Origin of the sequence: Klebsiella sp. 141161, from assembly GCF_050600815.1 — a bacterium.
GTDB lineage: Bacteria > Pseudomonadota > Gammaproteobacteria > Enterobacterales > Enterobacteriaceae > Klebsiella > Klebsiella aerogenes.
The window spans coordinates 509,414-528,742 of the sequence record NZ_JAQIRN010000001.1; the positions used below are offsets into that span (position 1 = coordinate 509,414).

Below are 19,329 nucleotides of genomic sequence, written 5' to 3' on the forward strand. Positions count from 1 at the left end.
GCGCAAAATGCCAAACATCATTTACAATGGCTGCCCAGTCAGGCGAAAGGAGGACACCAGTGCAGACGTTAGAAGCGGACGATAGCGCGAGAGAAAAACGCAGGAAAAACACCGGTAAAATTACGCTTGCTGAAGTGGCAAAACTGGTCGGCGTGAGCACGATGACCGTGTCACGCGCGTTACGCATGCCTGAAAAAGTGAATCCTGAACTGCGTACACGCATTGAAGCCGCAGTAAGCGAGCTGGGCTATGTGCCAAATCTGCAGGCCCGCAACCTTGCCTCTGCTGACTCCAGTCTGGTGATGGGCGTGGTTCCCTCTTTTTCCTCCCCGGGCTTTCTTGCCGTCTCCGAAACACTACAGACCGTGCTCACGACCCAGGGCTATAGCATGATGTTTATCGAGTCCGGTCAGGGTGGACAGAGTGAAGAAAAAGCTTTTGCGCAAATGCTCGCTTACAACCCGGCTGCGATTGTTCAATTCAATATTGATAACATCAGCAGTTGTTCGCAAATGATAAGTAACACCGGCGTGCCGGTGGTTGAGATTGGCGCCATCAATCGCGATGCGAGCTGGGTCAGCATTGGCGTTGACTATGCCGCAGCCATCAAAAAACTGGTCACATCGCTTGTACAGACCGGATATAAAAATATCGGCCTGCTTTGCACGGCTTCCAATAACATTATGTTTCGCCAGGTACTAAGCGGTTGGAACAGCGCGATGCTCTCCGTTAACCACTCCCCGCATCGCGTGGTGACCTCTCACCTGCCGGCAGGCATTACGACCGGCCTGAACCTGCTCGGCGATATTCGTATCACCTGGCCTGAGCTTGATGCGCTGATTTGCACATCCGATGAAATCGCCTGCGGTTGCATTATGGCCTGCCATGGCGCGGGGCAAAAAGTGCCCGACTCTCTGGCACTGGCAAGCCTGAGTGGGGGGACTCTTGCCGCCGTTTGCTCACCGGCGCTGACTGCCGTCGAATTCCCCTGGAGTGAAACGGGAACCCTCGCAGGACAAACATTGCTTGAGCTACTGGCGGGCAATTCGACGGATAAATTCATTGAATTACCCTCAGCGTTACAAGTTCGCGCCAGCACCAGAAAGCAGTAGTGTTGGCGACATATTTATTGATTTGTTATCCCGCCGAATACGGCAGGATAACTATGCGTTAGAAAAGTTATGCTTTCTGCTGTGGCGGGTAATGGTCAGAAGGAGAAACTGGCGCTGTAAGCCGCGCCAGTTCTGAGGTTAGCGATGGTTGCCTGACGCCATCAGGCAACCGCTACTGATTAATGCTTCACAATATACATCGTGCGGCTGTAGGCCACGTCTTCCGGATTGGTGATCGGGTATCCTTTTAACCACGGCTTGATCAGGCGGCCGTTGGTATACTGATATATCGGCGCAATAGGCGCTTTGGCCATGATGATTTTCTCTGCCGCATTGTAATCATCGTTACGCGCTTTTTCCGAGGTTTCCTGCGCCGCCTGGATGAGGATCTTATCGTATGCCGGATCGTTAAAGCGCGAGATATTACCGCTATGAGTAGAAGTGAGTAGCGACAGGAAAGTCGACGGCTCGTTGTAATCCCCTACCCACGATGCGCGGATAACGTCAAAATTACCGGTATTACGGCTATCGATATAGGTCTTCCACTCCTGGTTTTGTAGCTTCACATCCACACCGAGGTTTTTCTTCCACATCGACGCCACGGCGATGGCGATTTTCTGGTGATTTTCCGACGTGTTGTACAGCAGCGTCAGCTTCAGCGGACGGTCCGGGCCATATCCTGCCGCCGATAGCAGCGCTTTAGCCTGGGCATTCAGCTCGGCCTGGCTCATGCTCTCAAACTGCGAAGGCTGCGGGGTAAAGCCTGCGGTAACGTCAGGGGTGAATCGCCAGGCCGGTTTCTCACCGGTGCCGAGGATCTTCTCCGCCATAATCCGCCGGTCGATGGTCATACTTAACGCCAGACGCACGCGTTCATCGGCGGTTGGCCCTTTCTGGGTATTGAAGGCGTAATAATAGGTACCTAACTGCGGCGGCGTGTAGACCTGTCCGGGAATATCCTTCAGCAGTTTCTGATACATATTTTTCGGGAAGGATTCGGTGATATCAATATCACCCGCCAGATAACGTTTGGTCGCCGACGATTCCTGGTTAATCGGCACGAAAGTCACCTGCTTAATCACCGTTTTGGCGTTATCCCAGTACTGTGTATTCGGCACGACGACCAGCTTCTCATTCACCACCCGGTCTTTCAGCACATAGGCGCCGTTGCCGATAAGACTGCCCGGGCGCGTCCAGTTAGCGCCGCTTTCAACATTCGCTTTCTGCACCGGGTAGAACGCAAAGCTTGCGGTCAGGTTGCTGAACCACGGCAGCGGTTTATCCAGCTGCACGCGGAGCGTGTGGGCATCGACCGCCGTCACACCGAGAGTGTCCGGCGCCGCTTTACCATCAATAATATTTTGCGCATTACTGATACCCGCTAAGGCGGCAAACCAGGCGAATGGCGAAGTGGTTTTCGGATCCACCAGACGCTGCCAGCTATAGACGAAATCCTGCGCCGTCACCGGAGAACCGTCGGACCAGCGCGCGTTATCGCGCAGGGTAAAGGTCCAGACGCGGTTATCGTTGCTCTGCCAGCGGGTCGCCACGCCAGGGATGATATTGCCCTTCGCATCCTGGTTTACCAGCCCTTCGAACAAATCGCGGATAACCTGAATTTCCGGCAGGCCGACGGCTTTAGCGGGATCTAATGAAGCGGGCTCGTCTTTTATATGGCGTACCAGCTGCTGTTTTTCAGCTAATACGGTTCCTGGAGGCACATCCGCCGCCCAGGCAAGAGAAGAAACGCTGGCTAACCACAGCGCGCCGCATGTCAATGTGACAGGATACTTCATGAGATCCCCTTTTAAATGAACAAACCAGTGCTGGCAGAGCGATAATTATTTGTTTCCCCACCTGAAATTGCAAACGGCTTATGATAGAAAATTGACATGACGAGTTTTTTCGCCAGAGAAGGAAAGCGTTTGATTCCGGGACGCTTTTCTACAACACTGCTAACAATAACCTGATGACAGGATACCCTATGCCCGTTTCACGTCCTCGCCCCCTGCGCGGCGCTTTCCCGCCAGGCACGCAACGTTACGGCCAGTCGCATCTCGGCGCGCCGTTGTTGTGGTTCCCCGCTCCGCTGGCTGATAGCCGCAGCGGTCTGATTATCGCCGGCACGCACGGCGACGAAAACTCGTCGATCGTCGCCCTCTCCTGCGCGTTGCGCACGCTAAAACCGGAGCTGCGCCGCCATCACGTGGTATTAACGGTCAACCCTGACGGCTGTCAGCTAGGGTTACGCGCCAACGCCCGCGGTATCGATCTCAATCGAAACTTCCCGGCCGCTAACTGGAAGGCGGGAGAAACGGTGTATCGCTGGAATAGCGCAGCAGAAGAGCGTGATGTGGTTCTGCTGACCGGTGAAAAACCGGGTTCGGAGCCCGAAACCCAGGCGCTGTGCCAGCTGATCCACCAGATCCATCCGGCGTGGGTAGTCTCCTTCCACGATCCGCTGGCCTGCATTGAGGACCCCGGGCACAGCGAGCTGGGACAATGGCTCGCCGGGGCCTTTAATTTACCGCTGGTAGGCAGCGTCGGTTACGAAACGCCGGGCTCTTTTGGCAGCTGGTGCGCCGATATCGGCCTGCCGTGCATTACCGCCGAATTTCCGCCCGTCTCCGCCGACGAAGCGACAGAAAAGTACCTCGCGGCGATGACCGATTTACTGCACTGGCACACTCACAGATGAAGCACGCCGGTGCTGAACTGCAGCGCCGGCTCCACATCCACCGCCAGCCACGTCGGACCATCGAGATCCGCGAAACGGGCCAACGGCGCCAGCGGCAGCGCGGCGGAAATGGCCCGTGAAGTACAAAGCATACAGCCCAGCATCCTCTTATATCCCAGCCGTTCAGCCTCCTGCGCCAATAGCAATGCCTCGGTCAGACCACCGGTTTTATCCAACTTAATGTTGACCATTTCGTAGCGACCCTGCAGAGCCGGCAGGCTTTCCCGCGTATGACAGCTCTCATCGGCGCAGATCGGCAGCGGATGAATAAAGTTTTCCAACGCCTCATCGGCGCCGGCCGGTAACGGCTGCTCCAGCATCGCCACGCCAAGATCGGCCAAAAGCTGACAGCGCGCCGCCAGACCTTCTCCACGCCACGCTTCGTTAGCATCAACGATCAACGTCGCCTGCGGCACCGCGTCGCGAATAGCAACCAGCCGCTCGCTAATCAAATGATCGTCGAGCTTGACCTTCAGCAGCCGCGCGCCTTTCTCCCACAGCGCGGCGGCGCTGGCCGCCATCTGCTCCGGCGTGCCGATAACCACGGTTTGCGCCGTCACCACTTCGCGCGGCAGGTTGACGCCAAGCAGCTGTGGCAACGTTTTCCCCTCGCGGCGCGCCTCCAGATCCCACAGCGCGCAGTCAACGGCATTGCGCGCGGCTCCTGCCGGCAGTAGCTGTTGTACCTGCTCGCGGGTGGCGCCGCGCTCAAGCTGCTCGCCGATCGCCATAATCTGCGCCATCACCGAGGCGATGCTTTCCCCGTAGCGCGGATAAGGCGTACATTCTCCGGCCCCTTTTACGCCATCCTCTTCTATTTCCACCACCACCACTTTGGCCTCGCTGCGGCTGCCGCGAGAGATAACAAACGGCGTGTGTAGCGGCCATGATTCTTCAAAAACTCGAAGGTTGCGCATTCCCTGGGCCTCTTAGGTAAATGTTAAATAGAGTTTGCCGTGTTGCTGGCTGATGTCATACACTAACTACGACGTTAACTATATGTAAACAGGAAGATAACCATGTCGCAAACCGTACATTTCCAGGGTAACCCAGTGTCTGTTCAGGGCTCCATTCCGCAGGCTGGCGCGAAGGCGCAGCCGTTTACGCTGGTCGCCAAAGATCTCTCTGACGTCACGCTGAGCCAATACGCTGGTAAACGTAAAGTACTGAATATTTTCCCAAGCATCGATACCGGCGTCTGCGCGGCATCGGTTCGCAAATTCAACCAACTGGCTTCTGAGCTGAACAACACCGTCGTGCTGTGCATCTCCGCTGACCTGCCGTTCGCGCAGTCCCGTTTCTGCGGCGCAGAAGGCCTGAGCAATGTGATCACCCTGTCTACCCTGCGCGCGCCGCAGTTCCTGGCAGATTATGGCGTTGCTATCTCCGCAGGCCCGCTGGCCGGTCTGGCAGCACGTGCAGTCGTTGTTCTCGATGAAAACGACCAGGTGGTTTACAGCCAACTGGTTAACGAAATCACCGAAGAGCCGGATTACGATGCGGCGCTGGATGCGCTGAAAGCGTAATCGCCCTCTTTCTGTTATCAAGCCTCCTTCAACGGAGGCTTTTTTCTTTGCGCGGCGCATAGCGCGAAATCAACCGCGCGGTGGCCGGGCCGGTGAGCAATATAGTAAACAGGCGCAGCGTTTGCATCGCCATGATAAAGGACATATCCGCCCGGGTACCGACGGCAATTATCGCCACCGTATCCAGACCGCCGGGGCTGGTCGCCAGATAGGCGGTGAGAAAATCCAGCGGCAGCAGGTGCGTCAACGCTAAAGCCATCAGCGCGCATAATGCGATCAAGCCGACGATGGCGACGATGATTTGCGGTAGCGTCTTCAGCGCCAGCATAAAAATATCGCGATTAAACTGCAGGCCAACCGTCCAGCCGAGCGCAGTATAGGCCAGCACCAGTAACCATTCCGGTAGCTCCAGCAACAGTACGCCTTCGCCCTGGGCCAGCGCGCCGGCCAGCATCGGTAACAACATTGCCCCGGAAGGGATGCGTAAACGTAACCCTAACCAACCGGCGACCGCGGTCAATAGCAGCGTTAACGGTAGATTAAAAGTCAACGGCGGGAACCAGACGATATGCTGGGTCATTTCCTGCGCCTCGCCGCCGAGCGCCAAACGCACCACCATTACCGCCGCGCCGACCACGAACAGTACCCGCAGATACTGCATCAGGGCCACCAGACGAACGTCGGCGCCATACTCTTGCGCCATTACCACCATCGCCGATGCGCCGCCCGGCGAGCTTCCCCACGCGCCGGTTGCACCGGGCAGCGAGCTGTAACGCACCAGTAGCAAGCCGGTCAACGCGCTGATGGCCAACGTAGAAAGGAGGATAATCAATACCAGCGCCCAGTTGGCGGCCAGAACGCCAAAAATCGACGGGGTTAGCGCGCGGGCGATCATGCAGCCGATGATAGCCTGAGCGGCGATAAAGAAAGGACGAGGGAGGCGAATCGTGGCGCCGCGCAAACTCAGGATAATTCCGGCGATAAGCGGGCCAAGCAGCGGCGCGGCAGGAAGGTGGAGCCAGAACAGCACAAAGGAGAGCACGGCGGAGAGTGCCAGTAATATCATCCACTGAGGCCAATCCCGTTGCAGCACCAACCGTCACCTTCCCGGAAAAAGAATAATAAAATAAGTATATACAGAATTATCGCTGAAAAAACGCCGATAATTGCGGCCGCGCCGAGCCGGCCGCAGCAGTGATTTACTCTTCGCCTTTCTTCTGACTCAGACCATACTCGCGCAGCTTGTTAGCAATCGCGGTATGCGAAACGCCGAGACGTTTGGCTAATTTACGCGTGCTGGGGAAGCTGCGATACAACTGGGTCAATACCGAACGCTCAAAGCGGCGGGTAATATCGTCGAGCGATCCTTCCATCGCCTCTTCGCCAACCGGCAGCGACGACACATCGTGATCTGGCAGCAGGATGTCCTGCGGACGCAGTTCGAAGCCATCAAGCTGGGTTAACGCCCGGTACACTGCGTTTTTCAACTGACGCACGTTGCCCGGCCAGCTATAGCGGGTCAACACGGTATTAAGGTCGGCAGAAAGTTTTGGCCGCGGGATACCCTGCTCATCGGCAAAGCGCGCGACGAACAGTTCGGTGAGCGGCATGATGTCCTGCGGACAATCACGCAGCGGCGGCAGGTTCAGCGTCAGCACATTCAGACGATAATAAAGATCTTCGCGGAACAGCCCTTTCTGCACCAGTTCGACGAGATTTTTTTGCGTCGCGCAGATAACCCGAACATCGACATGCACTTCGTGATCTTCACCGACGCGACGGAAAGTACCATCGTTGAGAAAGCGCAACAGCTTCGTTTGCATGCCAGGCGACATTTCGCCTATCTCATCCAGCAGCACAGAGCCGCCGTTGGCCTGCTCAAAGAAACCTTTTTTCCCCTGCGACGCATCGCCGAATAGCTCGCTCTCCACCGCATTTTCCGGAATCGAACCGCAGTTCAGCGCCAGATACGGTTTGCTGGCGCGCGGGCTGGCCAGATGGCAGGCATGGGCCAGCAGATCTTTACCGGTACCGGTATCGCCGACAATCAGCAACGGGGCGCTAAGCATCGCCAGCTTGCGGGCCTGTTCTACGACGTGGCGCATTTTCGGCCCAACGGCGAGGATCTGGCTGAAGGCGCTGGTATCCTGGGTCGTTAGCGTTTGCAGTTGACGCCCCATACGTACGGTGGAGCGCAACATCACCACGGCGCCGGTCAGCACGCGTTCGGCGTGTTCGCCTTCCAGATACACCGGCGTTACTTCCAGCATAAAGTTTTGGCCATTCACGACCACATGCTCGGTATGCGACTCCAGCGGGTTACCTTCCAGCCAGCGCTGCAGGTTGAAATCAGTAATGAGCTGCGCCACCGGATGGCTGCGTAAACGAGCCTGAGTTTGACCAAACAGCTGGCAGCTGGCCGGGTTGGCAAGTTCTACTTTGCCTTTGGCATCCAGCGACAGCACCGGTTCCGGCATTGCCACCAGCAGCGCGCTCAGCGCCAGATGTTCCCGCTCTGACGGCATCCACGCCACGGTTCGAACATCGGTTACGCCGGAGATACGGCGGATTTCCGCCATTAAACTGCTGAAACTGGCGAACTCCAGCTCGGCGAAATTAAGGTAGATTCGGCCAATCGGGTCGATATCGATACCGCGCAGATCAATACCGCGCAGCACCAGCAAATCGAGTAATTCACGGGTCAGACCAAGACGGTCCTGACAAAAGACTTCCAGACGCATAGGAGTTTTCACCCTAAAAAGGCCAATGACGGATGAATGATAGGACAGATATGTGCTTACGGGAAGATAGCTGTCAACAATTATTGACAGTATGGCGGAAAAATGGGCTTTATGCCGTAAAGTTATGCGGGCATTTCTTTTGCGTTATGGCTCGCATGGCACAGAGAGCGCACAGAAGGCTCTGGTCGCCAGGGGTTTTCCCGGAGGCGGCGCGTTGCGCCTTCTCCGGGCTACCAAATCGCGCAGCGCTGTAGCCCCGGTAAGCGGCAGCGCCACCGGGGGGTGAGGCCGCCACCCGGCATTTACGCTTGCCGACGTTATTTCTCCGCGCCGGTTTTGCTTTTCTGCAGCGTCTCTTTCAACTGGCCGATCAGCTCTCGGCGGAAATCGCCGAGCCGCGGTTTATCATCCGCGATCCACGGCAGCGGACGGCACAGCTCCATCGCTTTAATCCCCAGACGGGCGGTCAACAACCCGGCGCCGATACCCTGGGCGGCGCGCGCCGACAGGCGGGCCGCCAGATCCTGCGACATCCAGTCCATTCCGACTTCGCGCACCAGTTCGCTGGCGCCGGCAAAGGCGATATTCAACAACACCAGGCGGAATAAACGCAGGCGGCTATAATAGCCAAGTTCAATACCGTAGAGGGTGGCGATACGGTTAATCAATCGCAGGTTACGCCAGGCGATAAACGCCATATCGACCAGCGCCAGCGGGCTGACGGCGATCATCAGCGTCGATTCCGCCGCCGAACGGCTGATTTCCCGCCGCGCCTGCGCGTCCAGCACCGGCTGCACCAGTTGCGCGTACAGGCTCACCACTTCGCGATCGTTTTGCGTTTCATGGATGGCCGCATACCAGCGCTGCAGCGCCGGATGCGATTGATCCAGCCCGGCCTGCTGCGCCAGCTTCTCACAGAACGCGCGCCCTTTGCCCACCGCGTGGCTATGCATCAGATCCCGCGCTTCATCGCGTTCGTGCGCGCGCTGGCGCAGCCGCCACAGGCGACGCCATTCGGTCGCTACCGATCCCACGCCCGCGCCGACAATCAGCGCCCCGGCCGCACAGCCGCCAAGCGCAATCCAGTCCTGGGTCTGCCAGGCCGTCACCGTCCACTGCACGCCCTGCGCCACCACGCTAATGCCAAAAATCGCCAGCCCGGCGCTAACCATCCGTCGCCACAGGCTGCGTTTCGGGCGCAGTACCGATTCCACCACCGCTTCGGCGGCCCCCTCCTCTTCAGCGACCATTTCAGGCAGCATCGGAGCGAAGGTTTGCGCATCGGCCGCGTCAAAGGCGCGGGCCGATTTTAAGGTCTGACTCTTTTCCGTTTCCAGAGGGCCATCGAAATCGATCCGCGGTTTTATCGGCTCGCTCATCGCAATTTATCTCCAATCAAAAATTCCAGCGCCGCGTCGAGGCGAATATGCGGCAGCGGTTTATCGACATCCATCGCTCTCGGGCGGAAGTTCTCAAACTGGAAACCCTGCTGTTCCCAGAAGGCCTGACCCGGCAGCCGCGCCGGCACCTCGCCTGGGAAAATAGTGAGCGGCTGCCCATCGCTCAGACGATCGCCGCGCAGCGCCGGGATCTTCTCGCCGTTAACCTCGATAAGCCCTCCCTGGGTGGCCTGAATGGATGCCAGCCCCAGACAATCCATGCTGATGCCTTCAAAGGCGGCATTCTGCCAGGCGTCCTGAATCAGTTGCTGAAGTAGCGACACCATGTTGCCGTGCTGATCGACGGTCACGTGATCGGCTTTAGTGGCGGCAAACAGTAGCTTGTCAATAACCGGTGAAAACAGGCGACGGAACAGCGTTCGCTGGCCGTAATGGAAACTTTGCATCAACTGGGTCAGCGCCAGACGCATATCGTTAAACGCCTGCGGCCCGCTGTTTAACGGCTGCAGGCAGTCCACCAGTACAATCTGGCGGTCAAAGCGCAGGAAGTGGTCTTTATAAAAGCCTTTCACCACTTTCTCGCAGTAGTATTTGAAACGCTCGCGCAGCATCCCCGCATTGGTGTGTTTATCTGCCTGCGCCAGTCTGGCTTCGCCAGCCGCATCGACATCCGGCCAAGGGAAAAACTGCAGCGCCGGCGCGCCCGCCATGTCGCCGGGAAGCACAAACCGCCCCGGCTGAATAAAGTGCAACCCCTCGCGCTTGCAGGCGTGTAGATAATCGGTCCAGGCGGCGGCGATCTCCGCCAGCCGGGTTTCGTCGGCGGGCGCCAGCGGATCGAGCCCCTCGCACAGCTGCCGCCAGCGGGCAGACCACTCTCCGCGCTGACCCTGTAACAGCCCGGTCATCTGCCGCGACCAGCTTAAATAATCTTGCGCCAGCATCGGCAGGTCGAGCAGCCATTCGCCCGGATAATCCACGATTTCCAGATACAGGGTTGAGGTGTCTTTGAAATGACGTAGCAGAGAATCGTTAGAGCGATAGCGCAGTGCGAGGCGAATTTCGCTCACCCCGCGGGTTGGCGTCGGCCAGGCCGGGGGCTGGCCATAAAGCTGCGCCAGGCCTTCATCATAGGTAAAACGCGGAATGCCGAAATCACGCTGCGGAACCCGTTTCACGCCCAACAGACGTTCTTCGCGCGCCGCGCTCAGCAGCGGCAACCGGGCCCCGGCGTGGATATTCAGCAGTTGATTAACCATCGCGGTGATAAAAGCCGTTTTACCGCTACGGCTTAGCCCGGTCACGGCAAGACGTAAATGCCGGTCAACCCCGCGGTTGACCAGCGCATTGAATTCAGTTTTGAGTCGCTTCATCGCCAGTCCGTTATGCCCAGAAGGAATGTCGTTTAATGATAAGCTATTTAGATGGGGATAATTAGGGTCAATATAAAGCGCGTCGGTATTCCTCCCCCTGAGGAATTATTTCATTCCGCGGGCAAAACGATTGGCCAGCCGACTGAGCAGCGGCTCAAGCGCTACCGCCAGCAACATTTTCAGCGGCCGACGCGCCACCGATTTCACCGCCCAACCGGCAACGCCCGCCGGGCCGTAACGCAGCGCGGTCAGCAGCACCAGCTTACCGGCGATCTTAAGACCCGGTTTCACTTTTTGCCCTGCCTGTTGCCATTTCATATTCATGCGTTGCCTCGTGGTTATATGGAAAAAGTTTTACAGTTGACGAAAACGGCTGCGCAGCGTGAAGGTATCGGAGGTGATATAACGCTCCATATCACGCAGGCGCTGTTCGCCGGAAGCCAGTTCGGCATCCACGGCGGCCAGTAAATCGCCATTGCTCGGCCCTTTTTCGCCGTACAGTTCGCTATCCGGTATCGGGTCCAGCGCGAAAGTCAGAATGATGTAGGCCACCAGCACAAAAAAGAACAGGCCAAAAATCATCGCCAGCACGGTTATCAGACGCACCAGCTTCACCGGCACATCCAGGTGCTGCGCAATACCGGCGCAGACCCCCTTCACCATTCCGCGCTGCGGGATACGCCACAGTTTTTTATTAAAGTCCAATCCGGCCATTATTTGTCTCTCCAGTTCGGATGTTCCGCATCAAGGATCGCTTCCAGCGCCTGAATACGTTCGCGCATCCGTTTCGCCTCATCGGTCAGCTGCAGCAGGCGCTGCTGTTCGTTCTGGGTTAACGCCCCATCCGCCGAGCGATTGTTGTAGTGCAGCCATAACCAGACCGGCAACACGAACAGCACAAATAGCGTGAGCGGGATGGCAAGAAAAAGCATGCTCATGTGTACTCCTTACAGGTGGTGAGCCGCGGCGCAACACCGCGCCGCGCAATATGCATTACTGGTTATTCTGATTCATTTTGGCTTTCAGCGCCGCCAGTTGCTCGCTGATTTCATCATCCGCTTTCAGTTCGGCAAACTGCTGATCCAGCGATTGTTGTTTGCCAAAACGATGGCTCTCCGCCTCGGCTTCCATTTGGTCAATTCGGCGTTCGAAAGACTCAAAACGCGCCATCGCTTCATCCATTTTACCGCTATCGAGCTGGCGGCGAACATCACGCGAAGAGCTGGCCGCCTGATGGCGCAGCATCAGCGCCTGCTGACGAGCGCGGGTTTCGCTGAGCTTATTCTCCAGCTCGCCAATCTCTTTTTTCATCCGCGCCAGGGTTTCATCCACCAGTTGCGCTTCGTGCTCCAGGCTGCCGATAAGGTCAGTCAGCTTCTGTTTTTCGATCAGCGCCGCACGCGCCAGATCTTCTTTCTCTTTACGCAGGGCCAGCTCGGCCTTTTCTTGCCATTCCAGCTGCTGCGCCTGCGCCTGTTCGATACGGCGGGTCAGCTGTTTCTTTTCCGCCAGCGCGCGGGCGGAGGTAGAACGCACTTCAACCAGCGTGTCTTCCATCTCCTGAATCATCAGACGGACCAGCTTCTGCGGATCCTCCGCTTTCTCCAGCAGAGAGTTGATGTTGGCGTTCACGATGTCGGCAAAGCGAGAAAAAATACCCATAATTTCAATCCTCATAGTTCTGATAGCAGGCAGCGGCCTGTGCAGTAGTTAATACAAATGGCGTGCCAACTTTTTATCTTATTGATTTTAAACAAGGTGGTTGAGATATGATCGCCTGCTTGCTACAGTGAGTTGGCGAATCACACTACTTAATGGCGAAATTCATCATGGCGGAATACAAGGATAACCTGCTGGGCGAGGCAAACAGCTTTCTGGAGGTGCTCGAGCAGGTCTCGCAGCTGGCGCCGCTGGATAAACCGGTGCTGGTGATCGGCGAACGCGGGACCGGCAAAGAGCTCATTGCCAACCGACTGCACTTTCTCTCTTCGCGCTGGCAGGGGCCGTTTATTTCGCTGAATTGCGCGGCGCTGAATGAAAACCTTCTCGATTCCGAATTGTTTGGTCATGAAGCTGGCGCCTTTACCGGCGCCAGCAAACGGCATCCGGGGCGCTTTGAACGTGCCGACGGCGGCACGCTGTTTCTCGATGAGCTGGCCACCGCTCCGATGCTGGTGCAGGAAAAATTGCTGCGGGTAATTGAATACGGCGAACTCGAACGCGTCGGCGGCAGCCAGCCGCTGCAGGTTAACGTACGGCTGGTGTGCGCCACCAACGCCGATCTGCCCAAAATGGTCGAGGAAGGTCATTTCCGCGCCGACCTGCTCGACCGGCTGGCGTTTGATGTCGTGCAACTACCGCCACTGCGCGAGCGCCAGAGCGACATCATGCTGCTTGCCAACCAGTTTGCCATTCAGATGTGCCGCGAACTGGGGCTCCCTCTGTTTCCCGGCTTTAGCGAACGAGCCGTCGACACGCTGCTTGCATACCGCTGGCCGGGCAATATTCGTGAGCTGAAAAACGTGGTTGAACGTTCGGTTTACCGCCACGGCAGCAGTGATAGCGAGCTGGATAATATCATTATCAACCCATTTAACAGCGCCGCTCCTGCGCCTGCTCCGGTCGCCGAACATGCGCTTCCCGCGTTGCCGCTGGACCTGCGCGCCTTTCAGCTGGAGCAAGAAAAAAGCCTGCTGCAGTCAAGCCTGCAGCAGGCGAAGTACAATCAAAAGCAGGCGGCGGAGCTGCTGGGGCTTACCTACCACCAGCTACGCGCATTACTGAAGAAGCATCAGCTATGAGGGACGCGCGGCAGCATCGCCGCGCTGACCAGCATTGAGCCTAAACACAGCGCGGCGTTAAACCACAGCGCGTACTGCGCGGCGCTGGCCATCCCCAACGGCAGGAACAGCGCAAAAAGTGACGCCGTCACGGCAATACCCATCGCACCGCCAAGCGAGCTTCCCATCTTATAAACCCCTGACGCGACGCCAATTTTATTCTCCGGCGCATTGGCGACGGCGGTATCGGTCGAAGGTGTGGCATAACAACCAAGACCGAGGCCAAACAGAATATTGCTGAAGAAGACGGTCCCGATATACAGCGACTTATCGAGGAAGGTACAGGAGATCAGCAGAATACCGATAGCGGTAAACACCGGCCCGGTCATCATCGGCAACCGCGCGCCATAGCGCTGGAGCAGTTTTTCTCCGACGCGAATCATCGCCAGTACCGTCACCAGATAACCCAGCGTCATCATGCCGGTTTCCAACGGGGTGAGATGATGCCCCTGCTGTAGCCAGATGCTGGTGATCATCATCGTGCCGATAGCGCCATTAAGCATGAAGTTCGACAGCACCGCCGCGCCGTAGGCTCGGTTGCGAAATAAAGCGAAGTCGATTAGCGCCGCTTCACCTTTACGCAAACCGCTGCGAATAAACAAACCTCCCATAACCACCGCGCCGCCCAACATCGACAGCGTTAAACCGCTGCTCCAGCCCCATTGATGACCCTTGCTGATAAACAGATTAAGCAGCACCAGCGACGCGATCAGGCTTAATAATCCGCCCACATCCAGCTTATGCCGATCGGCGCTGGCGCTGCGGCTCTCCGGGGTGCCACGTAGCAGCAATAATGCCAACAGCGCCACCGCAATCGAAAACACGAAGATCCATCGCCAGCCAAGACCGGTGGCAATCGCGCCGCCGACAAACGAGCAAAGCCCGCTGCCGCCCCAGGAGCCAATGACCCAGAAACTCACCGCCCGCTGCCGCGCCCTACCTTCATACCAGGTTTTGATCAGCGCCAGCGTCGCCGGCATAATGCAGGCCGCCGAGAGCCCCTGCAGGATACGGCCGGTGATAAATAGTCCCGGCCCCTGCGACGCCGCCAGAAACGCGCTACCGATAATACTCAGCGCCAGGCCGAGATAGGTCATCCGCACCCTGCCGAATTTATCCGCCAGCCCGCCGCTGGCCACCACAAAACAGCCGCTGAATAAAGCGCTGAGACTCACCGCCAGGGTTAACGTCTCCAGTGAAATATCGAGGCTGCTTTTCATCGCCGGAACAACATTGATAACCGATTGCGCAAACAGCCAGAACGTCAGCACGCTGAGCACAATACCCGCCAGCAGGCGATCGCTGCCGACGAACTGAGATTCGCTTAACGATACAGAACTCATAATCGGGTCCCCCCGTCGCGATAGGTTAACGCAGATAGCGTTCCGTCAGGCCGCACCACAGCGCCGCACCGGTAAGCAGGATTTGATCGTTAAAATCGTATCCCGGGTTATGCACCATACAGCGGTCGGCTTCATCACCCGCGCCGATAGTGAAGTAGCAACCGTTTGGATTGCTCTCCAGCATGAAGGCGAAATCTTCGCTGCCCATAAATGGATTCACGGTACCAACCTGTTCTTTGCCAAACAGCGAGGTCGCCACTTCACGAACCAACTCATTAGCCGCCGGATCGTTACGTAAAACCGGGCTGCCGTTGACGTGGGTTAAGGTAGCGCTGGCGTTAAAACTTTCCGCCTGCGCGACCGCTATATCATGAATGCGCTGCAGCACCGTCTCGCGTACCTGCTGATTAAGGGTTCGGACCGTCAGCTTCATCAACACTTTATCGTTGATGATGTTCGGCGCGTGACCAGCCTGAATGCTGCCGACGGTGACTACCGCAGGTTCAAATGGCGTGATGTTGCGTGAAACGATCGATTGCAGCGCGAGGGTAATGTGGCAGGCAACCAGCGTCGCATCGACGGTATGTTCCGGTACCGCGCCATGGCCGCCAACGCCCTTCACTTCGATATGCAGCGTATCGGAAGAGGCCATCATCGCGCCGTCGCGCAGGCCGATTTTGCCCAGTTTCTGGCCCGGCATGTTATGCAGGCCAAAGATGGCGTCGCAGGGGAATTTTGTGAACAGGCCATCTTCGACCATCACCCGTCCGCCGTACAGCAGCTCTTCTGCCGGTTGGAAAATTAACTGCAGCGTACCGTTAAACTGACGCGTGCGCGCCAGATATTCCGCCGCATACAGCAGCGTGGTGGTGTGACCGTCATGGCCGCAGCCGTGAAAACGCCCGTCGACCTGGCTTGCCCATGCTTTACCGCTCATTTCCTGCATCGGCAGCGCATCCATATCCGCGCGTAGACCCAGACGTTTTTCGCCGCTGCCGACTTTCAGCGTCCCGACCACGCCGGTACCGGCGAGGCCGCGATGCACTTCATATCCCCACTCAGCAAGCAGCCTGGCGACTTCATCGCTGGTTTTATGTTCTTCAAAGCCAATCTCGGGCTGTTGGTGGAAGCGGCGACGTAACGCCACAAACTGCGCTTCATTAACTTGCAAAGATTCAATCAATGGATGTGTCATTTTTATTATTCCTGTGTTGTGTTGGCACGACACTTTCGAGTTTATGCGCCCCACCCGGCTTTAAAATGCGCTTTTTTGTTTTATATTGACGAATTATCAATGACTGTTTTCTATACAATTCTGTTATGACAAAAAATACCCTGTTATTTTTTGTCTCTGAAGGAGCGGCGCATGGAACATCATCTCGGCGATTTCAGCCTCACGGTTCGCGATATTCGTCATTTCTGCCCACCGGAAAGCGACGGATTAACGCTGCTGTGGCTGCTGGAAGGCAGCGCGATGTTGCAACTCGGCGAAGCGCCACAACAGATGCGCGTTGATGGACTGGCGATCGTTAACCGCCGCCAACGCTGGCAGATTACCGGCGAAGAGGCCAATGCGGTCATGATCCTCAACCTTGCCGCCGGTTGGCTCACCCGCCTTGATAGTGATTTTTTTGCCTGTGATTATCGGGTTAACGGCGAAAACATGGATGCGGCAGATAACCTGCGCCAGTTGATGCGCCAGTTGCTGGTAGCCGGGTTGGTCAATCATCAGTCGCGCTACCGCTTAGAAGCCAACCGCTGGCTCAGCGAAATCGCCCTGCTGCTGGCGACTCGCTTTACGCAGCCCATCGTACCCAGCCTGCGCCGCGGCGCCGAAAACTGGAGCCGACGAATTATCAACGTAGTAGCGCGCATCGAAGCCAACTATCAGCGGCGGATCTCGCTGCAGGAAGTGGCCGCCGCTGAGTTTGTCTCGGAGGCCTGGCTTTCCCGCCTGTTTCATAAAGAGGTCGGCGTCAGCTTCGTGCAGTACATTACCGCCCTGCGTCTCGGCAAGGCCGCCGAGCAACTGCTGGCCACCCGCCGCTCGGTGCAGCAGGTGGCGCAGGACAACGGTTTCGCCAGTACCCGCATCATGAGCGATCTGTTTAAGCGTCAGCATGGCGTCACACCGCGGCAGTTTCGCCAACAGCAGCCGCAGCCCGCCGCTCGTCCGCGAGTCAACGCCAGTGAGGTCTGGCATCCGGTCGCGGTTGAGCGGCTTTACGCCCGCCTGAATGAGGCGGAAAAAAACAGCGATAATACGCCGCCGCTGCTGCTCAACCCGCGTCAGACAAGGCTGGTGGATATCCGCCAGTTGCCAGCGCGCGCGCCGGTATTGCGCCATACCCGTACCATCGTTACCGTCCGTGAACTCGATGATTTACTCCGCGAAGATGTCCGCCGCGAGCTGGAGCAACTGCAGCAGACGCTACCCGTCTACGGCATTGATATTCACGATCCGTTTCTCAGCAGCCGCTTGTTTGGCGAAGGCTGGGACGACCCGACGCTCGCGGGCTATGCCTGCTGGTACAATCTTCAGCAGCTGTTTAGCTGGCTGGCGCAGAAAGGCTGGACGGTGCTGCTCCATACCGGTTTAACCACCCGCTGCGATTTATTGCAGCGTTTTCTTCGGCTCGCCGCCAATCACTTCCCACCCACGACGCTTGCGAGCTGGCGTTTTGTCTGGCACTGGTCGCCGCAGGCCAGTGAAGCGGCGCGACAGCTGGCCTGGCGACAACAGCGCGAAGTGCTCGCGTCCACCTTGCAACAACCGCAAATGGGGATCTGGCATCGTTTCCCGCAAAGCGGTATTGCCGACGATCCGCTACTGTCTTCCCCGCTGCTCAGCGAGGCCGATTTTCTCGCCTGCCAGGCGGATGCTAATGAACTGCTTGACCTGGCGCAGGCCGATAGCAGCAAGCTTGCCGCCAGTGAAAGCTATCCGCGACAGAAATTACGCCAAATCCATAATGCCCTGCGGCAACGGCAGCTCTCGTTGCCGCTGTGGCTGCTATCGTGGAATACGTTAACCGGCGATACCCGCGATACCAACGGGCGTTTTTTTCGCGGCGCGCTGTTGATGGATAACCTGCTGGGCATTGCCGAACAGGTGTGGCTGGCAGGCTTCTGGCTTAATTCCGGGCTGCAGGGGGAGGCGCGGGACAACGGTAAACTTGACACCTCCAGCCTGGCGTTGCACTACCTGCATGGTCTGCCGCGCCCGGTTTACTGGGTATTATGGCTGTGGCGGCGTCTGCGCGGCGAAGTCTTAATCAATGACAAAAACCTGTTGTTGTTACGTCATAACGGACATTACCAGTTGCTGTTGCGCAATACGGTGATTTTCAACCCCTGGCTGTCGAGCGAAGAGGCCTTTACTCAGCGTTTTCGCCAACCCTATACCCTGCGGCTTGCAGGACTGGAGGGACGCTGGCGCATCAAACAGCATTTGTTCGATCAACATCACGGCGCGCTATTTCCGCTGTTCGAGGCATTCCGTAGCCGCAGCGGCCCGGACGAAGAAGATTATCGCTGGCTCCAGCACCACGCCCGTCCGGCGCTGAGCGTGCATGAGGAACAACTGGATGATGGCTGGCTACGGGTGGATTCATTGCAGAGCAATGCGCTGGCATTATATGAATTCACACCGCTGAATGATTGAAGCGTGACAACGTCACTATCATTTCATGTATGAAAACGCGAGGAGTTAATAATATGTAACTGGTAAGATGTCTTAATGTGAATTATCATCGGCGGCAATTATATTCAATGGACTGAAAATTCACGTGATTCCGGTTAATTCTCATACGCTAACCCGCTATGCCGCCCATGCCAGTCTGATTCACACTATGAAAAATCATCATGCGCCAGCCCTCTCTTTAATGATGATTTTCTCGGATCTCTGCGTGCGCTCCACGCGCGATGCCTACAGCGAACAAGGCTGGGAAATATCAGAACGTAAAAGCGGACTGGTACTACGTACTTTCGTCGCCATCCATCGCGACGGCGGAGAACTGGAGATCACGCCAAAGGATTATATTGCCCGCTACAATCAGCTCCTTCCGCTCTGATCCCCACCACTCGCGCCCGCCGATTGCAGAACGCCAGCAGATGGCTAACTGGAGAAATTGGCGATAAAAAGATACCATGTTTCATAATACTGGTTTATTTCCGACACTAAATTGACCAACTGGCTGGACAACATGCGCTGCCGGTGACCGCATTATCCCCCTCGATGTCGTAAAGGTGGTGGTA

General features: G+C 57.0%; 18 protein-coding genes. 6 read left to right on the forward strand and 12 right to left on the reverse strand.

Going from position 1 to position 19,329, the window contains the following annotated elements:
- Window positions 1–59: 59 nt before the first annotated feature.
- The gene (locus PGR79_RS02455) at window positions 60–1,112 is read left to right on the forward strand and encodes a LacI family DNA-binding transcriptional regulator (RefSeq protein ID WP_015366285.1); all 1,053 of its coding nucleotides are present in this window, start codon (window positions 60–62) and stop codon (window positions 1,110–1,112) included.
- Window positions 1,113–1,291: 179 nt separating this feature from the next.
- On the opposite strand, the gene PGR79_RS02460 is transcribed toward PGR79_RS02455, so the two are convergent.
- Complete coding sequence (locus PGR79_RS02460) at window positions 1,292–2,908, reverse strand: ABC transporter substrate-binding protein (protein WP_113373174.1); 1,617 nt, start codon at window positions 2,906–2,908, stop codon at window positions 1,292–1,294.
- A 188-nt stretch (window positions 2,909–3,096) separates the two neighbouring features.
- Between PGR79_RS02460 and mpaA the strand changes: the two genes are divergently transcribed.
- The gene (gene mpaA, locus PGR79_RS02465) at window positions 3,097–3,810 is read left to right on the forward strand and encodes a murein tripeptide amidase MpaA (RefSeq protein ID WP_113373173.1); all 714 of its coding nucleotides are present in this window, start codon (window positions 3,097–3,099) and stop codon (window positions 3,808–3,810) included.
- Here the strand turns inward: mpaA and ycjG are convergent.
- Window positions 3,801–4,766: an L-Ala-D/L-Glu epimerase gene (gene ycjG / locus PGR79_RS02470; protein ID WP_113373172.1), complete on the reverse strand. Its 966-nt coding sequence runs from the start codon at window positions 4,764–4,766 to the stop codon at window positions 3,801–3,803. The genes mpaA and ycjG overlap by 10 nt on opposite strands.
- Before the next feature lie 102 nt (window positions 4,767–4,868).
- Between ycjG and tpx the strand changes: the two genes are divergently transcribed.
- The gene (tpx, locus tag PGR79_RS02475; RefSeq protein ID WP_113373171.1) at window positions 4,869–5,375 is read left to right on the forward strand and encodes a thiol peroxidase; all 507 of its coding nucleotides are present in this window, start codon (window positions 4,869–4,871) and stop codon (window positions 5,373–5,375) included.
- 28 nt (window positions 5,376–5,403) lie between these two features.
- Here the strand turns inward: tpx and PGR79_RS02480 are convergent, their stop codons facing one another.
- The 8 genes from PGR79_RS02480 to pspA form a co-directional block, all read right to left on the reverse strand.
- On the reverse strand, window positions 5,404–6,441 hold the full coding sequence (locus PGR79_RS02480; protein WP_113373170.1) for an AbrB family transcriptional regulator: 1,038 nt from the start codon (window positions 6,439–6,441) through the stop codon (window positions 5,404–5,406).
- Window positions 6,442–6,574: 133 nt separating this feature from the next.
- A complete protein-coding gene (gene tyrR / locus PGR79_RS02485; RefSeq protein ID WP_045374638.1) occupies window positions 6,575–8,116 on the reverse strand; it encodes a transcriptional regulator TyrR in 1,542 nt (513 codons plus the stop codon).
- 317 nt (window positions 8,117–8,433) lie between these two features.
- Window positions 8,434–9,495, reverse strand: coding sequence for a TIGR01620 family protein (locus tag PGR79_RS02490; RefSeq protein WP_045374644.1), 1,062 nt, complete (start codon window positions 9,493–9,495; stop codon window positions 8,434–8,436).
- Entirely contained in the window at window positions 9,492–10,889 is a 1,398-nt protein-coding gene (locus tag PGR79_RS02495; protein ID WP_113373168.1) for a YcjX family protein, read from the reverse strand. Before PGR79_RS02495 ends, PGR79_RS02490 begins: the two co-directional genes overlap by 4 nt.
- Window positions 10,890–10,994: 105 nt before the next feature.
- Window positions 10,995–11,213, reverse strand: a complete 219-nt coding sequence (gene pspD, locus PGR79_RS02500) for a phage shock protein PspD (RefSeq protein ID WP_015366275.1) — start codon at window positions 11,211–11,213, stop codon at window positions 10,995–10,997.
- A 30-nt stretch (window positions 11,214–11,243) separates the two neighbouring features.
- Entirely contained in the window at window positions 11,244–11,603 is a 360-nt protein-coding gene (pspC, locus tag PGR79_RS02505) for an envelope stress response membrane protein PspC (RefSeq protein WP_015366274.1), read from the reverse strand.
- Entirely contained in the window at window positions 11,603–11,827 is a 225-nt protein-coding gene (gene pspB / locus PGR79_RS02510) for an envelope stress response membrane protein PspB (RefSeq protein WP_045393114.1), read from the reverse strand. Before pspB ends, pspC begins: the two co-directional genes overlap by 1 nt.
- A 55-nt stretch (window positions 11,828–11,882) precedes the next feature.
- Window positions 11,883–12,551, reverse strand: coding sequence for a phage shock protein PspA (gene pspA, locus PGR79_RS02515; protein WP_087859389.1), 669 nt, complete (start codon window positions 12,549–12,551; stop codon window positions 11,883–11,885).
- 152 nt (window positions 12,552–12,703) lie between these two features.
- On the opposite strand from pspA, the gene pspF reads away from it, so the two are divergent.
- Window positions 12,704–13,690: a phage shock protein operon transcriptional activator gene (pspF, locus tag PGR79_RS02520; RefSeq protein ID WP_183269066.1), complete on the forward strand. Its 987-nt coding sequence runs from the start codon at window positions 12,704–12,706 to the stop codon at window positions 13,688–13,690.
- Here pspF and PGR79_RS02525 read toward each other — a convergent pair.
- Window positions 13,681–15,072, reverse strand: coding sequence for an MFS transporter (locus PGR79_RS02525; protein WP_113373166.1), 1,392 nt, complete (start codon window positions 15,070–15,072; stop codon window positions 13,681–13,683). The two genes, pspF and PGR79_RS02525, sit on opposite strands and share 10 nt — an antisense overlap.
- A gap of 25 nt (window positions 15,073–15,097) precedes the next feature.
- Window positions 15,098–16,267, reverse strand: coding sequence for a M20 aminoacylase family protein (locus PGR79_RS02530; RefSeq protein WP_015366269.1), 1,170 nt, complete (start codon window positions 16,265–16,267; stop codon window positions 15,098–15,100).
- Between the two features lie 171 nt (window positions 16,268–16,438).
- Between PGR79_RS02530 and PGR79_RS02535 the strand changes: the two genes are divergently transcribed.
- On the forward strand, window positions 16,439–18,736 hold the full coding sequence (locus PGR79_RS02535; RefSeq protein WP_113373165.1) for a helix-turn-helix domain-containing protein: 2,298 nt from the start codon (window positions 16,439–16,441) through the stop codon (window positions 18,734–18,736).
- 124 nt (window positions 18,737–18,860) lie between these two features.
- A complete protein-coding gene (locus PGR79_RS02540) occupies window positions 18,861–19,145 on the forward strand; it encodes a hypothetical protein (protein ID WP_015366267.1) in 285 nt (94 codons plus the stop codon).
- Window positions 19,146–19,329: the final 184 nt, after the last annotated feature.